This window comes from Pseudomonas sp. ARP3 (assembly GCF_001029595.1).
In the GTDB taxonomy this organism is placed as follows: domain Bacteria; phylum Pseudomonadota; class Gammaproteobacteria; order Pseudomonadales; family Pseudomonadaceae; genus Aquipseudomonas; species Aquipseudomonas rhodesiae.
On record NZ_LEKF01000005.1, the window covers coordinates 192,387 to 208,340 of the forward strand.

At 60.6% G+C, this 15,954-nt stretch carries 17 protein-coding genes and 1 pseudogene; 6 read left to right on the forward strand and 12 right to left on the reverse strand.

Going from position 1 to position 15,954, the window contains the following annotated elements; genetic code table 11:
* The first annotated feature begins 153 nt into the window (after nucleotides 1–153).
* Genes ABX75_RS08525 through ABX75_RS08540 form a run of 4 tightly spaced genes read left to right on the forward strand, consistent with a single transcriptional unit; the run spans nucleotide 154 to nucleotide 3,294 of the window.
* Nucleotides 154–1,551, forward strand: coding sequence for a COG3014 family protein (locus ABX75_RS08525; protein ID WP_047881758.1), 1,398 nt, complete (start codon nucleotides 154–156; stop codon nucleotides 1,549–1,551).
* A 10-nt stretch (nucleotides 1,552–1,561) separates the two neighbouring features.
* Entirely contained in the window at nucleotides 1,562–1,933 is a 372-nt protein-coding gene (locus ABX75_RS08530; protein WP_034101418.1) for a YcfL family protein, read from the forward strand.
* A gap of 29 nt (nucleotides 1,934–1,962) precedes the next feature.
* The gene (gene lpoB / locus ABX75_RS08535; protein ID WP_034101419.1) at nucleotides 1,963–2,550 is read left to right on the forward strand and encodes a penicillin-binding protein activator LpoB; all 588 of its coding nucleotides are present in this window, start codon (nucleotides 1,963–1,965) and stop codon (nucleotides 2,548–2,550) included.
* Between the two features lie 3 nt (nucleotides 2,551–2,553).
* Nucleotides 2,554–3,294, forward strand: coding sequence for a hypothetical protein (locus ABX75_RS08540; RefSeq protein WP_047881759.1), 741 nt, complete (start codon nucleotides 2,554–2,556; stop codon nucleotides 3,292–3,294).
* Between the two features lie 135 nt (nucleotides 3,295–3,429).
* Here the strand turns inward: ABX75_RS08540 and ABX75_RS08545 are convergent, their stop codons facing one another.
* From ABX75_RS08545 to ABX75_RS08555, 3 genes are all read right to left on the reverse strand, one after another.
* Entirely contained in the window at nucleotides 3,430–4,062 is a 633-nt protein-coding gene (locus ABX75_RS08545) for a LysE family transporter (protein WP_034101421.1), read from the reverse strand.
* 87 nt (nucleotides 4,063–4,149) lie between these two features.
* Nucleotides 4,150–4,716: a mechanosensitive ion channel family protein gene (locus ABX75_RS08550; RefSeq protein ID WP_034101422.1), complete on the reverse strand. Its 567-nt coding sequence runs from the start codon at nucleotides 4,714–4,716 to the stop codon at nucleotides 4,150–4,152.
* The gene (locus ABX75_RS08555; protein WP_034101423.1) at nucleotides 4,716–6,626 is read right to left on the reverse strand and encodes an ATP-binding cassette domain-containing protein; all 1,911 of its coding nucleotides are present in this window, start codon (nucleotides 6,624–6,626) and stop codon (nucleotides 4,716–4,718) included. Before ABX75_RS08555 ends, ABX75_RS08550 begins: the two co-directional genes overlap by 1 nt.
* 50 nt (nucleotides 6,627–6,676) lie before the next feature.
* Here ABX75_RS08555 and ABX75_RS08560 point away from each other — a divergent pair, with 50 nt between their 5' ends.
* Nucleotides 6,677–7,144 carry a TIGR02444 family protein gene (locus tag ABX75_RS08560; protein ID WP_034101424.1) on the forward strand — a complete coding sequence of 156 codons (468 nt, stop codon included), beginning with the start codon at nucleotides 6,677–6,679 and terminating at the stop codon, nucleotides 7,142–7,144.
* On the opposite strand, the gene ABX75_RS28335 is transcribed toward ABX75_RS08560, so the two are convergent.
* Nucleotides 7,141–8,202 carry an AlgP family protein gene (locus ABX75_RS28335; protein WP_082136137.1) on the reverse strand — a complete coding sequence of 354 codons (1,062 nt, stop codon included), beginning with the start codon at nucleotides 8,200–8,202 and terminating at the stop codon, nucleotides 7,141–7,143. The two genes, ABX75_RS08560 and ABX75_RS28335, sit on opposite strands and share 4 nt — an antisense overlap.
* A 192-nt stretch (nucleotides 8,203–8,394) precedes the next feature.
* Here ABX75_RS28335 and ABX75_RS08575 point away from each other — a divergent pair, with 192 nt between their 5' ends.
* Nucleotides 8,395–9,072, forward strand: a complete 678-nt coding sequence (locus ABX75_RS08575) for an FKBP-type peptidyl-prolyl cis-trans isomerase (RefSeq protein WP_034101428.1) — start codon at nucleotides 8,395–8,397, stop codon at nucleotides 9,070–9,072.
* A gap of 55 nt (nucleotides 9,073–9,127) precedes the next feature.
* Here the strand turns inward: ABX75_RS08575 and ABX75_RS08580 are convergent, their stop codons facing one another.
* The 8 genes and pseudogenes from ABX75_RS08580 to ABX75_RS29940 form a co-directional block, all read right to left on the reverse strand.
* On the reverse strand, nucleotides 9,128–9,586 hold the full coding sequence (locus ABX75_RS08580; RefSeq protein WP_034115436.1) for an Rsd/AlgQ family anti-sigma factor: 459 nt from the start codon (nucleotides 9,584–9,586) through the stop codon (nucleotides 9,128–9,130).
* A 210-nt stretch (nucleotides 9,587–9,796) separates the two neighbouring features.
* Nucleotides 9,797–10,318, reverse strand: a complete 522-nt coding sequence (locus ABX75_RS08585; protein WP_047881760.1) for a disulfide bond formation protein B — start codon at nucleotides 10,316–10,318, stop codon at nucleotides 9,797–9,799.
* Nucleotides 10,319–10,553: 235 nt separating this feature from the next.
* Nucleotides 10,554–11,795 carry a heme biosynthesis protein HemY gene (locus ABX75_RS08590; protein WP_034101431.1) on the reverse strand — a complete coding sequence of 414 codons (1,242 nt, stop codon included), beginning with the start codon at nucleotides 11,793–11,795 and terminating at the stop codon, nucleotides 10,554–10,556.
* Between the two features lie 5 nt (nucleotides 11,796–11,800).
* Nucleotides 11,801–12,913, reverse strand: coding sequence for a uroporphyrinogen-III C-methyltransferase (locus ABX75_RS29635; protein WP_034101432.1), 1,113 nt, complete (start codon nucleotides 12,911–12,913; stop codon nucleotides 11,801–11,803).
* A 42-nt stretch (nucleotides 12,914–12,955) separates the two neighbouring features.
* On the reverse strand, nucleotides 12,956–13,705 hold the full coding sequence (locus ABX75_RS29640) for a uroporphyrinogen-III synthase (protein WP_034115439.1): 750 nt from the start codon (nucleotides 13,703–13,705) through the stop codon (nucleotides 12,956–12,958).
* Nucleotides 13,702–14,643: a hydroxymethylbilane synthase gene (gene hemC, locus ABX75_RS08605; RefSeq protein WP_034101434.1), complete on the reverse strand. Its 942-nt coding sequence runs from the start codon at nucleotides 14,641–14,643 to the stop codon at nucleotides 13,702–13,704. Before hemC ends, ABX75_RS29640 begins: the two co-directional genes overlap by 4 nt.
* A gap of 137 nt (nucleotides 14,644–14,780) precedes the next feature.
* Nucleotides 14,781–15,527 (reverse strand): LytTR family DNA-binding domain-containing protein, encoded by a 747-nt coding sequence (locus ABX75_RS08610; protein ID WP_034101435.1) that lies wholly within the window; start codon nucleotides 15,525–15,527, stop codon nucleotides 14,781–14,783.
* Nucleotides 15,524–15,640: pseudogene (locus tag ABX75_RS29940) on the reverse strand (sensor histidine kinase); the annotation flags it as partial. The pseudogene ABX75_RS29940 and the gene ABX75_RS08610, both read right to left, overlap by 4 nt.
* Nucleotides 15,641–15,954: the final 314 nt, after the last annotated feature.

The window sequence follows — 15,954 nt, forward strand, 5'->3', positions numbered from 1 at the left end:
GCATTTTTGTTAATCGCATCACAGCAAAAAGCCATTGTTTTGCCAGTTATGGCGCCTATAATGCCGCGCCCTGTTAGTGCGAAAGGGAATGTCATTCCGGATTTTTATGCGAAATGACCACATTGGCTGACAACTTTCAGGGAAGAAATCTGCATGGCATTTCGCGCTTTAACCCCGCTCACGCTCGCGGCGGTAACCTTGCTGTCCGGTTGTTCGATGTTCCGCAGCTACGACACCGAGCTGCAAGCCACTAACCAGCAACTGGCCACCGGCAACGTCGATGCCGCCCTGACCCTGCTGGAAAAGAACAACACCGGCGAAGACAAAGACCTGCTCTATTTCTTCGAAAAAGGTGAATTGCTGCGCGCCAAAGGCGACCTCACCGGCAGCCAGACCGCCTGGCGCAGCGCGGACCTGCAAGTCTTCAAGTGGGAAGAATCGGTCAAGTTCGATAGCGCGAAGTACCTCGCCCAGTTCGGCAGCTTCGTGGCCAACGACAAGGTTCGGCGCTACGAAGGCTACGACTACGAAAAAGTCATGCTGACCACCCAGATGGCCCTGAACCTGCTGGCCGTGAACGACTTCGACGGCGCCCGCACCGAGATCAAGAAAACCCACGAACGCGAAGCGGTGATCGCCGAGCTGCGCGATAAGGAATACCTCAAGCGCGAGGGCGAAGCCGAGCGAGAAGGCGTGACCACCCAGTTGAAAGACCTCAACGGTTACCCGGTGGAAGCCCTGAACGCCCCGGAGGTGGTCGGCCTGAAAAACAGTTACCAGAGCGCGTTCAGCCATTATCTTGCCGGCTTCGTCTATGAAGCCCTGGGCGAAAAAGACCTGGCCGCCCCTGGCTATCGCAAGGCAGCCGAATTGCGCCCTAACACTCCGCTGCTGGAACAGGCCTTGCGGGACCTGGACAAGTCCAAGGTCGGCGCCAATGAAACCGACGTGCTGATTGTGGTGCAGAGCGGCCTTGCGCCGGCCCGCGACTCGATCCGCCTGCCGTTGCCGATCCCCATCAACGGCAACCTGGTGATTACCCCGCTGTCGTTCCCGGTAATCAAAGCCGACACCTCCACCGCCACCTTCGCCCAGATCGGGGTGGACGGCCAGCAACAGAACCTCACCGCGCTCAACAGCACCACTGCCATGTCCCGCCGCGCCCTGCGTGACGACATGCCGGGGATCATCCTGCGCACTACCGTACGCGCAGTCAGCCGTGGTGTGGCGCAGAACAACCTGAACAAGACCAACCCCATGGTCGGCCTGGTGCTGGGCATCGCCTCGGCCGTGACCGAAGGCGCCGACACCCGCACTTGGCGCACCTTGCCGGACATGACCCAAGTGACGCGCCTGCGCCTCAAGCACGGCGAGCACCAGGTCAGCCTGCCCAACGCATTGGGCGGCACGCTGGTGACGGTCAAGGCCGATCAGCGCTACCAGGTGATCACCCTGCGCGTGGTGGGCAATCAGGTGTTCGCCGGCGGCCTCGCGGCCCATGTGGTGCCGAGCAGCACGCCCCAGGCGATCGCCACCCTCAAACAACCTTAAGGAGCACGCTATGCGTCATTTCATCCTCGGCGCTTTGGCGCTGGTCCTGCTCGCCGGCTGCGCCACCCCGCCGCCACCGGCACCCGGCAGCGCCGCCAGCAAAATCGTAGTGATGGGCAAATTCAAGGGCATCGCCGTCGGCGCTATCCGCGTCGCGCGGGAGAACGGCTTCCTGACCGCCAAAGTGCAACTGAGCAACATCACCAGCAGCAACCAGACGATGTATTACCGCTTCGCCTGGCTGGGCGCCGACGGCTTCCCGGTAGGCGACGAAGAGACTTGGAAAGTGCTCAACCTGTATGCCAACCAGGCCACTTTCCTGCCGGCCATCGCCAACCTGCCCCAGGCGGCGGATTTCCGTCTTGAAGTGAAAACCCCTTGAGCCGCTCATCCTTTCTGAGAGATTTCCCCATGTTTGCACGCTTCTCGATGCTCGCCGTGGTCGCCGTTCTGGCCAGCGGTTGCGCCAATACCTCGCCAGTACTCGGCAGCAAGAACATCAACTACGGCGATACCAAGGCCGTGGAAACAGTCACCAACGAGTTCGGCTCCACCGACTTGCAGATGATCGCCGAAAGCATGACCCGCTCCCTGGCCCAGTCCGGCGTGCTGCGAGGCCGCCCGGTGGTGCAGGTGTATGACGTGAAGAACAAGACCAGCGAGTACATCGATACCCGCGAGATCACCACGTCGATCAAGACTCAGTTGATGAAGACTGGCACCGCGCGCTTCGCCAGCGACAACACCGACATGCAGAGCCAGGTCGACCAGCTCAAGCTGCAAAACCAGAGCGGCCTGTACAAGAAGTCCACGGTCAGCAAGACCGGCAACATGATCGCCGCGCAGTACCGTCTGGAAGGCTCCATCAGCTCCATTGTCAAACGCAGCGCGGACTACAAGGACGTGTTTTACAAGTTCAGCCTGCAACTGATCGACGTCGAAAGCGGCGTGGCCGAATGGATGGACGAAAAAGAAATCCGCAAAACCACGGAGCGCTAAGCAATGCGTGTATGGACCGGCATGATCGGCCTGCTGTGCGCCTTTGGCGCCTCGGCCGCGCCTAAGATCGCGGTGACCGACCTGGCCTACGAGGCACGGGTCGAGGAATACATCCACCAGGTCTCGGCCAGCGACACCTTCCAGGCCAGCGCTTATCACGCCAGTGGCGCCTCCAATTACAGCGAGTACGAAAGCCGTACCAGCTATATCGAGCAGACCGAGCTGCGTAAATTCAGCGGTGATATCAAGGGCGAGATCCTCAAGTCACGGCAGTTCCAGCTGGTGCAGGGCACGCCCTACACCGCCGATGCTAAGGGTGACGTCTACGACGTGATCAAACGCATCAAGGCCGGCCACTTCAAGGGTGCCGATTATGTGCTGTTCGGCACGTTGTCGGACATCGACTTCACCCAGGACATCAACGCCCTGGACAACACCAACAGTTACTCCGCGGTGCTGGGCCTGACATTGGTGGCGGACTTCAGCCTGATCAACACCCGTACCTACGAGATCACCTCGGCGTTTACCGCCATGGGCGAAGGCCAGGACACCAAACTGGTCAACAGCCGTGACATCCGCGTGAGCTTGAACCGGCCACGGGTGGTGAAGGAAGTGTCGAAAGCGCTGGGTGAGGATGTGGCCAGGCAGTTGGCAGAGCAGTTGGGCGGTGGCTATCAGGAACCTGGCCAACCGGCACCGCGTAACAACCTGCCAAGGGATGAAGCGCCGAAGATTCTGCGCTGAGCGGTCATCCCCCAGGCAACACAAAACCAATGTGGGAGGGGGCATGCCCCCGATGGCGGTGCCTCAGCTACAGCTAAGCTGACTGACACCCTGCTATCGGGGGCAAGCCCCTCTCACACGTTTAGCGACCGAGCTTTACGCCGTTGCGCGATGCAAGCTGGCCAGGAAACCCGCTGCCCCCACGAACAATCCGGCAAACGTCCGGTTTACTCGCTTTTGCTGCGTGGGCGTGCGCAACAGCCGTAGGACTTTGGACGCCAACCCCGTATAGCCCGCCATCACGATCATATCGACGCTGATCATCGTCGCGCCGATGATCAAATACTGAGCCAGCAACGGCGCCTGCGGGTTCACGAATTGCGGCAACACCGCGAGCATGAACACCAAGGCCTTGGGGTTGCTGGCGTTGACCAGGAAGCCACGGAACATCATCGCCATCGGCTTGCCGATGGGGCGTACGGCCGCGTCATCGGTCATGTCCAGCGGCAAGGCACGCCATTGCTTGATGGCCAGGTACACGAGGTACGCCACACCAAACCATTTGATCGCATAGAACGCGGTGGACGACGCAGCCAGGATGGCACCCAGGCCACCCGCCACCACGGCAATCTGCATCGCCAGGCCCAGTTGCAGGCCGATGGCGTTCCAGTAACCGCGTAAAAAACCGTATTGCAGGCCGCTAGACATCGACGCAATGGCGCCGGCGCCCGGGGAAAGGGAGATGATCCAACTGGCCAGGAAAAAGGCCAGCCATGTATCGAGAGCCATGACATACCTCGCGTGAGAATAAGCGGTGGAGCCTTAAGCTAACTCCGCCGACCAGAGGCTGGCTATCGGTTTTTATCACCGTGCAGGCTAGCGATCGCCCGGAAACACGTGGGTACCTGGCCAACGCCGTACCGAACGCTGGAAAAACAGACTGTTAGGCACCTGCACGATCGCGCTGTCGGTACCGGCGGCCTCCACTTCAACCAGTGTGGTGTAGAGCAAATTGATTGCCACCACCCGCCCCTTGACGCCCGGTTTGTCGACGGTATCCACCAACTCGACAATGTCGCCGAGACGAAATGGGCCGACGGTAAAGATCAGAACCGCGCAAAGCAGGTTGGACAATACCGACCACATGGCGAAGAACGCCACGGCGGCGACCGCCACGAAGCCCGACAGTGCCGTCCATAACACGGTGGCGGACACACCCAGGCGCTCCAGAACAAAAATCAGCGCACTCCCCATGATCAGCCAGCGCAGGCCGCCGCGTAGTGGCATCAGCAGCTGCGGTGGGAATGGGTAGCGCTCGCCCAGGCGCGTAAGGACTTTGCTCACAAAGCGCTGCGCCAGGTAACCGGCCAGCAGGATCAACAGGATCTGCACGCCAATCCACACGGGCTCGATCCACTGTGCCGGCAACTGCAACGCTTCCATCAGGACAGCGCCTCCAGCTCCGCTTGCAGGGTTTCGAGCAGTTCGAGGGCTTCCATCCAGGCTTCCTCCAATTGCCCTTCGCGCACCTTGAGCTTGGCCTGTTCGGCGAGCAGGTCACGCAGTTCGTCCTTGCGCGCGGCTTCGTACACGGCGCTGTCGCCGAGGCTGGCTTCGATCTTGGCCAAGCGCTCATGCACCTTGCCCAGCTCAGCTTCCAGCTTGTCGGCTTCGCGCTTGTGCGGCGCCAGCTGCTGACGCAATGCAGCGGCGGCCTGGCGCTGGGCCTTCTTATCGGTTTTGTCCGGATTCACCGGGGTGTTGCTCACCGGCGCATTGCGCAGGCGGTAATCGGTCAGCCAACGGGCGTAGTCGTCGAGGTCGCCGTCGAACTCTTCGACTTTGCCATCGGCCACCAGCAGGAAGTTATCCGTGGTGCTCTTGAGCAAGTGCCGATCGTGGGACACCACCAATACCGCACCACTGAATTCTTGCAACGCCATGGTCAGCGCCAGGCGCATTTCCAGATCCAGGTGGTTGGTCGGTTCGTCGAGCAGCAACAGGTTCGGACGATCCCATGCGATCAGGGCCAAGGCCAGACGGGCTTTCTCGCCGCCGGAAAAATTCAGCACCGGCTCATCGATGCGCGCGCCACGGAAGTCGAAGCCACCGAGGAAGTCACGCAGGGTCTGCTCGCGCTCGGTCGGCGCCAGGCGTTGCAGGTGCAGCAACGGGCTGGCCTTGGCGTCGAGGGAGTCCAACTGATGCTGGGCGAAGTAACCCACCACGGTGTTCTCGCCACGGGTCAAGCGACCGGCCAGAGGTTCCAGCTCACCCGAGAGGTTCTTGATCAGGGTCGATTTACCCGCGCCGTTAGGCCCCAGCAAACCGATACGCGCCCCCGGCGTGAGTTGCAGCTTGACCTTCTCCAGGATGGTTTTGTCGCCATAACCCAGGCGCGCATCCGAAAGATCCAGCAGTGGGCTCGAAATCTTCACCGACTCGCGGAACACGAAGTCGAACGGCGAATCGACGTGAGCTGCCGACAATTCTTCCATGCGCTCCAGCGCCTTGATCCGGCTCTGGGCCTGGCGGGCCTTGGTGGCCTGAGCCTTGAACCGGGCAATGTAACTTTCCATATGCGCACGTTGCGCCTGCTGCTTCTCGTAAGCCTGTTGTTGCTGGGCCAGGCGTTCGGCACGCGCACGCTCGAACGCGGTGTAGCCGCCGCGGTAGAGGGTGATTTTTTTCTGCTCGACATGGGCGATGTTATCGACCACGGCGTCGAGGAAATCCCGGTCGTGAGAGATCAGCAGCAAAGTGCCCTGATAGCTCTTGAGGAAGTCTTCCAGCCACAGGATCGCATCGAGGTCCAAGTGGTTGGTCGGTTCGTCGAGCAGCAACAGGTCCGAGGGGCACATCAGCGCCTGGGCCAGGTTCAGGCGCATCCGCCAGCCGCCGGAGAAGTCGGCGACCGGGCGATCCATCTGTTCGTTGGTAAACCCAAGGCCGGCGAGCATCTTGCGAGCGCGGGCGTCGGCGGTGTAGCCGTCGGCGCTGTCGAGCTCCGAGTGCAGGCGCGCCAGAGCTGCGCCATCCTGGGCCTTCTCGGCTTCGGCCAGGTCGTGTTGCACCTGGCGCAAGCGCAGGTCGCCATCGAGCACGTAGTCGATCGCGATGCGGTCCAGGGTGTCGATCTCCTGGCGCATATGAGCGATGCGCCAGTCGGCCGGCAGCAGGCAGTCGCCGGAGTCCGGGGTCAGTTCACCCAGCAACAGGGCGAACAGCGTGGATTTGCCGGCGCCGTTGGCACCGATCAGGCCGGCTTTGTGACCGGCGTGCAGGGTCAGCTCGGCGTCTTCGAGAAGACGTTGCGGGCCACGCTGTAATGTTAGGCTTTGAAGTCGGATCATAATGGCGGCGGAGTCTACCAGCTTCGTTGGCCGCTGGCTTGGGTGTGACTATGTGCGCTGACCTGTGGAGCTTTGCTCTCTCGATTTACGCCCGTCCGGGTATGGAAGCCGCCTGCCTGCGGTTGCAGGCGCAAGGGGCCGATGTGTGCCTGATGCTGTGCGGCGTCTGGCTGGAACAGCGCGGCGTTATTCTGACCGACGAGCGAGTGCAGGCACTCAAGCACATCGCCGGGCCTTGGCAGACGCAGGTGATCGAGCCGTTGCGCCAATTGCGCGTGCAATGGCGAGCGAGCGCGCAGCACGACCAGCCGCTGGCGGCCTTAAGGGAACGGATCAAGTCGATGGAGCTGGAAGCCGAACGGCACTTGTTGATGCGTCTTGAAGGGCTGGCCGAGACATGGCCATCGGGCAAGCGGGCAGATCAACAACGATGGTTGGAAAGACTGGCGGCCGAGGATGCCGCCAACCTTGACCACGACGCGCTGCAGCAGCTGCGCGTCGCGGCCACCGGCGCTTAGGAAGCGCTGGTTGGGGTAGTGCTTGGCGCTGCCGGTGCAGGGGTGCTGCTTGCCGGTGCGGTTGGAGCGGTGGCGGCTGCCGGGGTCGCTGCCGGAGTGGCCGGCGTAGGCTTCGCAGCGGCCGGCTTGGCGGCAGCAGGTTTGGCTACTGGCTTAGCGGCGGCGGGCTTAGCTGCTGGTTTGGCTGCTGGCTTAGCGGCAGCGGTTTTAGCCACTGGCTTGGCTGCTGGCTTAGCGGCGGCGGTTTTAGCTGCTGGTTTGGCTGCTGGCTTGGCGGCAGCGGTTTTAGCTGCTGGTTTGGCGGCTGGCTTAGCGGCGGCGGTTTTAGCTGCTGGCTTGGCTGCTGGCTTAGCGGCAGCGGTTTTAGCTGCTGGCTTGGCGGCTGGCTTAGCGGCAGCGGTTTTAGCTGCTGGTTTGGCGGCTGGCTTAGCGGCAGCGGTTTTAGCTGCTGGTTTGGCTGCTGGCTTAGCGGCAGCGGTTTTAGCTGCTGGTTTGGCTGCTGGTTTAGCGGCAGCAGTTTTAGCTGCTGGTTTGGCTGCTGGTTTAGCGGCAGCGGTTTTAGCTGCTGACTTGGCTGCTGGCTTAACGGCAGCGGTTTTAGCCGCTGGTTTGGCCGAAGGCTTCTTCGCCGCGCTTGCTGCAACAGCTTTTACCGGTGTACGAGCACCCAGCACTTTAGCCACGGCTTCTTTTACACGCCCAACGCCCTGGGCCAGTTTCAGGCTTTCCTGAGCATCTTTTTTGAGTTGAGAAATGTAGGCGCGGGTTTCAGCTTGGCGATCCTTGAGAGCGTCCAGCAAGTCCTCAAGTTCTTTAACAGCGTCTTTGGCTCTGGCTTGTGCCTTGGCCTTGCCGGCGGTGGCGGCATCTTGCAATTTGGTGCGGGATTTGTGCAGCTTTTCTTGCGCCTTACCGCGCTGTTTTTCCAACTTGGCGAGCAGTTTTTCTGCATCGGCCAACGCTTGGGAACAGGCGCTTTCCAGATGTTCGAGCAAGCTGCCCGACAGTTGTTGGAGTAAGTGCAACGGGGTATTAACAGGCTTCTGTTTGGCCGACATGGTTTACCTCCTGGCTGACGTGGGTGCGGCTCATACTAGCCCTCTGCTCTTACCGCCGCTAGCGCATGTTGACAGTATCGATTGCCTCGCGTTGCACCGTACGAAAATTCTTATCGTGAGAACGAAAATGGGCGGCACTTTTTACGTTTCCACACTGGCATAATCCATCGCACTTTCGGCCGGAGAATGTCCATGTCGCGTTACCTTTTTCTTGTGCTTGGCCTGGCGATTTCGGTAGCCAATGCGAGCGCGCCGTCGCCGTCTAAAACCATCGAGCCGGATCGGCATGACCTCGCCTACAGCCTGGGCGCCAGCCTCGGTGAGCGCCTGCGCCAGGAGGTTCCAGACCTGCAGATCCAGGCCCTGATCGACGGCCTCAAACAAGCCTATCAAGGCAAGCCACTGGCCTTGGATAACGCGCGTATCGAGCAGATCCTCGCGCAGCACGAAGCGCAGAGCGAAGCGGACGCCCAAGCGCCCCTGAGTGAAAAAGCACTCGCAGCCGAACAACAATTCCTGACCCAGGAAAAAACCATGAAAGGCGTTCGTGAATTGGCGGATGGAATTCTGCTCACGGAACTCACGCCAGGTACCGGCCCCACGCCGAAAGCCAATGGTCAGGTTCAAGTGAAATATGTCGGTCGGCTGCCCGACGGAACGGTTTTCGACAAGAGCACACAGCCTCAGTGGTTTCGCCTGGACAGCGTGATCAGCGGCTGGAGCAGTGCTCTACAACAGATGCCCGTGGGTGCGAAGTGGCGCCTGGTGATTCCATCGGCGCAGGCTTATGGCGCCGACGGTGCCGGCGAATTGATCCCGCCGTACACGCCCTTGGTTTTCGAGATCGAATTGCTCGATACCCGTTCTTGAGCCAATAAAAAACGGTGCGACCTGCGCACCGTTTTTTTTATCGCGTATCCCGAAGTCAGGCCTGAGCGACAGTGTTTTCTTTGTGAGCGTTGTGCAGCACTTCAATCAGGCAGTCTTCCAGCTCGAAACGCTCGTGGAGCAGCGCACCCAATTCTTTGAATTTCTCGGCGACACACTTGCCTTGATCGCACAGATCGGTGAATGCCAGCAGCTTCTCGGTGATCACATCGATGCGTGGGTAAAGGGTCTTGGCAAAATCCAGACCGCGCTGGTCTTTGAAGGCTTCCGCCTCCTTGGTGAGCTGGGTGTAGATGCTCAAATGCCCTGCGGACACGTAATCCACCAACACCACGCAGAAATCCTGCAACGGTTCACGCTTCTCGGCCAACGCCTCGGGCTCGGCACCGAGCGCATCAAAAGCCCGAATCAATTCGTGACGTGCCTTCAACCAGCTGTCGATCAGCTTGTGCACCCCGCCCCAGCGTTCGCGAGCATTCTTGCAACGTTCCAACATGATGATCTCTCTTCCCTATTAGGGGCGCTGCCGCCTGATGCCCGCGCAACACTTCAAGGATAAAGCAGCAGCGGGACAGGGCTGCATCAGACAACTGGTTTGAATAACGCGTGCGGGCCAGATTATGCCCGCATGACTATGGCTTCAAGGTACGCAGGACAGAAAGTTCATACAAGTGTTTAATCCCGTCCTACAAACCTCAGCCTGCTTTTATGGCCTCGTCGGGTACAGGCGACGGCGAAGTAACGGTCGTGAAAACTGCGTGATGCCCAGAATCAGCATCCCCACGAAAAACAGCAGACTCCACTCCGGCAGGCTTAAATCGAACAACGTCCAGTTGATTTCCACGCAGTCGACAGTGCCTTCGACGGCCTGTTGCAGCGCCTGCCAAAGCGAAAGATTTTCGAGCATATGGTTGAGGCTGGGCCAGCAATCGGCGGTTTGGTCGGGTGCGGCATTTTGCAGCAGTATCTGGCGTACCGCCGTGATAGCGCCCAGCGTCGCGCACGCCACGCTGGCCAGCCCATATAGCGAGATGACGGGACGTTTGGGGTTATGGAGAGCAGCGATCAAATTGATCAGCGTGAAAGCAGCCAGAAAAACCCGCTGCAGTTGGCATAAGAAACACGGGCGTAACGAGACGCCGAACTCAAGGTAATAGGATGCGCCCAACGTCAGCGCACCGGCCAGGAACGCCAGAAAAAACAAGGAGCGAGAAGGGGCCAAAGACATGCTTTATCCGCATCGCGAAAAGTAGATCGCTACGGTAGAGGAAAGGCCTGAACGCTTTCAATATACGTTAGACCAGACGATTCCGTGAGAGCCTGCAGACATCCCACCAGAGGATGGAAGACTTCAGGCGACGGCGCGTAGGAGTTTGCTGCCAGACACTGACCCTCCCTGTTCGCGTGCATCAAAGGGGGTGAGGGTTTGACATATCTGAGTCAACCCTCCGCTCCTTCCTACATCAAACCCGGGCAGGGACTGGCAAAGGTGACGCCAATAAACGGCGATCCAACAACCCCAGGCCTTCCTGGAACAACTGGTTGCTGCGTTCGGTATCTCCCAACTGCGCCAACAGACGCGCCAGCTCGGCGCAAGCCTCAGGGTTGCGCTGCACCTGCAGGCTACTTTCCAGATAGTCGCGCGCCTTTCCCCACAAGCTGTTTTGCAGGCACAAGCGTCCCAAGGTCAGTAACAGGCTGGCATCACCGGGATGATCCTTGAGCCAACCTTCGGCGAACTTCAACTGCCGAGCCGAGTCGCTGCCGCGTAAAAGACCGTAGAGGCGAATGAGATGGCTGTCGTAACCGCGCTTGATCGCACCACGCAGGACCTCTTCGGCCTTGGCGTCGGCACCCAATTGGCGCAGTTGCTCGGCGTAAGCCAGCACTAACTGCGGCTCCTGACGCTGGGCAGAGGTAAGCTGCTGCCAAGCCCGCTCAAGGGACTGCTGGCCAGCTTCGTCCTGCTCCTCACGCTGAGCCGCAAGGCTGAGGTTTTCACCCCATGCGCGACGTTCCAGCTCGGCCAGTTCGCCGGCGGGCAGCACCTTGTCCTTACGCAGCTGCGGCAAAAGGTGAATCACCGACGACCAGTCACCGCGCTGTTGATGCAAACGCTGCAACTGACGTAGCACCTGCGCGTTATGCGGATGACGCTCGTGCATTGCCTGTAGGGTGACCAGCGCACCGTCCGTATCGCCACGGTCCAGTTGCAGTTGCGCATGACTCAAGGCGACCGCCAGCTCAGCCTGGGGCTGGCGCTCCAAAGCGCGCTCAAGCAAAGCATCGCACTCTTCGTAACGCCCCTGTTCATTGGCGGCTCGCGCCGCGCCCAGGTAGTACAACAACGGTTGGCGTTCGGCTTCGGCGGCACGCCGCAAATGGCGTTCGGCACTGGCCCAGCGCCCTTCGGCGAGGTCCATCTGGCCCTGTTCGATAGCGATCTGTGTACGGCGGCTGCGATTACGCCGCGACCAAGGGTTGACCACGCCGCCCGACGTGGTAACCAGGCTCAGCAAGACGCGGACCAGGTAGATCGCCAGAATGATGGCAAACACGGCGAACAGGGTCGCCCACAGGCTCGACTCGTAATGCAGCACATGTGGATAAGTAATCAGCACGTAGCCGGTGTGTTTCGAGATGCCCACAGCCAGTGCCAGGGCGATCGCGATCGCCAGCACCAGGATCACATAGAAACGCTTCATCGGCTCTACTCCTGGGACGCCGGCTTGGCAGCCGCCTTGGCTTCATCGGCAGACAGGTGGCGACGATCAAGATACGCCTGCACCGCGGCGAGGCTCGCGGCCAGGTCCGGTGTCACCACCGACACGGCTTTGGGCTCAAGCTCGGCAATGCGCGCCAGCATCGCTTTGCTCTGCGGGTTGTCCTGATTGAAGTTGTCCTGCAGCACGCTGCGCGCCTCACCCAGTGAGCGGCTATACACCGCCGACTCACCATTGAGCGCCGCCCATTGCGCCTGTTCGAGCGCCAGGCTCAGGGCCAGACGCACTTGGTTCAGCCCCTGACCGGCAAGCAACGGACGGATGTTGTCGTCTGGGTTGAAATCAATGCGGAAGTAGCGAGAAATCTGCTCCCACCACTGGCTCCAACGTCCCTCGGTATCGGTGGTGGGACGACCTTCAGCGGCAGGTTCAGTCAGTTGATACTCCGGCGCAATCGCCGCCAGCTGCACCACTTGATCGCGCAGGGCGGCCAATTGCAGGTACAGCCCGGTGCGGTCCGGCTGTTCGGTACTGCGCAGAGCGACCAGGCTCTTGGCCAATTGCTCACGGGCCGCATAGGCGCCCGGATCGCTTTGCTCGCGCAGAATCTCGTCAGCGCCCTGCACCAGCGCCTGGGCGCTATTGATGTCCTGCAAGGCCGACAGGCGCAGGCTCGCCAGGCGGATCAAATGCTCGGCCTCGGCCAGACGCCAGTCCTGACGGCTGGCACCCAGAACGGTTTCCAAGCGCTGGCTCAGGTGTTGCTGATCACCCTGCAATTGGGCCACCAGACGGCGACGCTCCTCCAGCTCATCCGCACCCGGCAGTTGAGCCAGTCGCGCGGCCAGTTGTTGCTGGGTTTGCTTGAGAGTTTGGGATTGCTCATCCAGGGTCTGCACCTGGCCCAGTTGCTGCTGGTGACTGGCTTGCAGGGCACGGACCTGCCAGATCCCCCAACCGCCGGCGGCCACTCCGGCAGCGCCGAGCAGCAAGGCGACGACCGCCAGGCCATTGCCACGGCGCGGCGCGGTGACCGGTGTCTCGACCGGCGCATCAAGTGCGGGTTGAGCTTCATCTTTAGGCAAGGCTGTTTCGCTCACGTATCCGTCCTTTGCGTATCAGAGAGTGGGGGCGGGATGTTTTTATAAGACATAGCCGCCTAACGCCACTAACAAAGCCGCGGCACTCGCGCCGCGACAATCCACCACTTTTTCTGCACCGGCAGCCCGCGCCATTTCCTGGACTCTTGGGCTGGGCACGAACAACGGCAGCTGTGCCACCTCCGGCCAATCGGCGCCGGCCAGGGCTTGCAGGTGCAAGAAACCCTGCCCACTGCTGACCACCACGCCGTTCAAGCGTTCCAACTGGATGCGCTGCATCAACTCACCGGCGTCGTAGGTCGGAAGGAACCGCCGGTACAACTCCAGATAGTCGACACTAGCACCTCTCTCGCGCAAACGCTCTGCCAGCAATTCGCGGCCGCCCTCACCCCGCAGGATCAGCACCCTTGCAGCGGGGCGCGCAATAGCCTCGCGTAATGCCGGCAGTTCAAGCAAGGCCTCGCTGTCATCGCCGGTGTGCGGATAGTGAACCGTGTAGCCTTGATCGGCCAGCACCTGCGCAGTAGCCGCCCCCACACTGAACCAGGGCACCTCGGACCAGTGGCGATCCAACTGTTGCAAGGCCAGGCGCGCGGCGGGTTTGCTGACGACAATCACGGCACAGTAGCGGCCGAGGTCACGCAACAGCGCTTGCTGGTCAGGGGTGATCGACAAGGGCTCGATATCCAGCAAGGGCAGGCTGCTGCTGTAGATCCCTACGTCGGACAACACCGTCGCCAGCGCCGCCGATTCCTCGGCAGGCCGCGTCAGCAGCACACGCCAGCCGGTCACTGCGGGCCGGCCTCGCCGTAGACTTTTTGCAGGATGGCGCCGGCGCCTTTCTCCAGCAGCTCTTGCGCCACTTGGATGCCCAAAGCCGTCGCTTCGCATTGCGGGCCACGCACCTCGGCGGTCAGCAAGGTGCCGCCTTCCGGATCGCCCACCAGACCGCGCAGCCACAAGTTATCGCCTTCAAGTACGGCGTAGCAGGCAATCGGCACTTGGCAGCCGCCATTGAGGTGCTTGTTCAAGGCACGCTCGGCGGTGACGCGAACTTCGGTATCACGATGGTCGAGAGGCTTGAGCAGAGTATGGATTTCACTGTCGGCGCTGCGACATTCGATACCCACGGCGCCCTGCCCACCGGCGGGCAGGCTGTCTTCGACACTGATGGCCGAGGTGATGCGGTCTTCGAAGCCAAGGCGGATCAAACCGGCGGCGGCGAGGATGATCGCGTCATACTCACCGGCATCCAGCTTGGCCAAGCGCGTATTGACGTTGCCGCGCAGAAAGCGAATCTGCAGATCCGGACGGCGCGTCAACAGCTGGGCCTGACGGCGCAGGCTGGAGGTACCGACGATGCTGCCCAGGGGCAACTCGTCCAGTGAAGCGTAGGTATTGGAAACGAAAGCGTCGCGGGGGTCTTCGCGCTCGCAGATGCAAAACAGGCCCAGACCTTCAGGGAAGTCCATGGGCACGTCTTTCATCGAGTGCACGGCGATGTCGGCTTCGTTCTCCAGCAGCGCGGTTTCCAGTTCTTTGACGAACAGGCCCTTGCCGCCGATCTTCGACAACGGTGAGTCGAGCAGCTTGTCGCCGCGACTGACCATGGGCACCAGGGACACCTTGAGGCCGGGGTGGGCCAGCTCAAGGCGAGCTTTGACGTATTCGGCCTGCCATAGGGCCAAGGCGCTTTTTCGGGTGGCGATGCGGATTTCGCGAGGGGACATGGATCAATCCGTACTGAATAGATACGGCAGATAATAACAGCTCAGGCAAATACGCCTTGATTTGAATCAGCAAGTGCGGGGCCTCCCTGGCCTCGTCGCACCGGGATAAGGAATGCAGTCCCGCTACAGCCCTCGGGCTAAAGCTGCTGCATCATTTTGCGCACGCCGGCGACATGCCGACGACTGACAATCAAGGCATCGCCGTTAAGCCCTTTGAGGAACAACTGAAAGTGCCCCAGCGGCGTACGTTGCAGACGCTCGATACGCTCACGGGCCACCAACGCATTGCGGTGGATACGCACGAAGCGATCGCCGAACTCATCTTCAAGGGCCTTGAGCGGTTCATCCAACAAGACTTCACCCGCTTCGTGACGCAGCGTGACGTACTTGTGATCGGCGATGAAGTAGACCACTTGATTCAGAGGGATCAACTCGATGCCTTTGCGGGTACGTGCACTGATATGGCTGCGGGGGCCGTTGCCACTTTGGGCGGCGGGCTGGGTCAACGCGGCGAGCTGGGCGCGGCTGGGGCGCTCGGCCTTTTTCAGGGCTTTGAGCAACGCTTCGGCCGTCGCCGGTTTGGTCACGAAGCTCACGCCACTGTCTTCCAGCGTCTGCGCGGGAAACTCGTCCTGAGCCGCACACAATACCAAGGCCGGTGGCGATTCGCGCTCACTCAGGCGGGCAGCAACCTGCAGACCATCCAGGCCCGGCATACGGATATCGAGCAACAGCACATCGGGCTTGAGGCTGTCGATCAGCGTCAACGCCTCCTCACCGGTGGTGGCGCTCGGTTCAAGAACGGTATAACCCTCGAGTTCACTGATTAAACGACTCAGTCGCTCGCGGGCTTGGGGTTCGTCATCAACGATCAGGACATTCATATTGCGCTGGATTCCTGCGTGAGTCTCGCACAAGGATAACGTAGACAGGTGCGGTGACTTGCGTCACAGCGATCCACGCTAAGACTCGTGCGAGCGGCAAAAAGTGCCCCGAAGGTGGCACCCATATTTACCCGGACCTGTTCATTAGCGCCCAAGACCCGCTGCCTTCGGGCATCGTCGTAGGGTTTGCTGATACACAATCCGAATACCCCCCTTGTTTAATGGTTAGTCTGGGCTCTGACCGCATTACCCGACTTTGGTGCATTCACACACTATCAGTCCAACTGTAGACGCTTGCCGAGACGACATTGCTCAATCGTCAAATATCGTTTCAATAAGTCTCTTTTTCCAGTCTCGTCCCGGACGCGATCGACGGCAAGGCACTTAGCCATCCTTTGCACAAATAAAAATGCCGACGACCCGCGCC

Bases quoted from the DNA above. Each gene is read 5' to 3' on its own strand.
- ABX75_RS08550 (WP_034101422.1), bottom strand. From the start codon at position 4,716: ATGGAAGCGTTGCAGTTGCCGGCACAGTGGATCGAGCCCGTGTGGATT.
- ABX75_RS28335 (WP_082136137.1), bottom strand. From the start codon at position 8,202: ATGTCGGCCAAACAGAAGCCTGTTAATACCCCGTTGCACTTACTCCAA.
- ABX75_RS08530 (WP_034101418.1), top strand. From the start codon at position 1,562: ATGCGTCATTTCATCCTCGGCGCTTTGGCGCTGGTCCTGCTCGCCGGC.
- ABX75_RS08555 (WP_034101423.1), bottom strand. From the start codon at position 6,626: ATGATCCGACTTCAAAGCCTAACATTACAGCGTGGCCCGCAACGTCTT.
- ABX75_RS08560 (WP_034101424.1), top strand. From the start codon at position 6,677: ATGTGCGCTGACCTGTGGAGCTTTGCTCTCTCGATTTACGCCCGTCCG.
- lpoB (WP_034101419.1), top strand. From the start codon at position 1,963: ATGTTTGCACGCTTCTCGATGCTCGCCGTGGTCGCCGTTCTGGCCAGC.
- ABX75_RS08575 (WP_034101428.1), top strand. From the start codon at position 8,395: ATGTCGCGTTACCTTTTTCTTGTGCTTGGCCTGGCGATTTCGGTAGCC.
- ABX75_RS08610 (WP_034101435.1), bottom strand. From the start codon at position 15,527: ATGAATGTCCTGATCGTTGATGACGAACCCCAAGCCCGCGAGCGACTG.
- ABX75_RS08580 (WP_034115436.1), bottom strand. From the start codon at position 9,586: ATGTTGGAACGTTGCAAGAATGCTCGCGAACGCTGGGGCGGGGTGCAC.
- ABX75_RS08540 (WP_047881759.1), top strand. From the start codon at position 2,554: ATGCGTGTATGGACCGGCATGATCGGCCTGCTGTGCGCCTTTGGCGCC.
- ABX75_RS08590 (WP_034101431.1), bottom strand. From the start codon at position 11,795: ATGAAGCGTTTCTATGTGATCCTGGTGCTGGCGATCGCGATCGCCCTG.
- ABX75_RS08545 (WP_034101421.1), bottom strand. From the start codon at position 4,062: ATGGCTCTCGATACATGGCTGGCCTTTTTCCTGGCCAGTTGGATCATC.
- hemC (WP_034101434.1), bottom strand. From the start codon at position 14,643: ATGTCCCCTCGCGAAATCCGCATCGCCACCCGAAAAAGCGCCTTGGCC.
- ABX75_RS08525 (WP_047881758.1), top strand. From the start codon at position 154: ATGGCATTTCGCGCTTTAACCCCGCTCACGCTCGCGGCGGTAACCTTG.
- ABX75_RS08585 (WP_047881760.1), bottom strand. From the start codon at position 10,318: ATGTCTTTGGCCCCTTCTCGCTCCTTGTTTTTTCTGGCGTTCCTGGCC.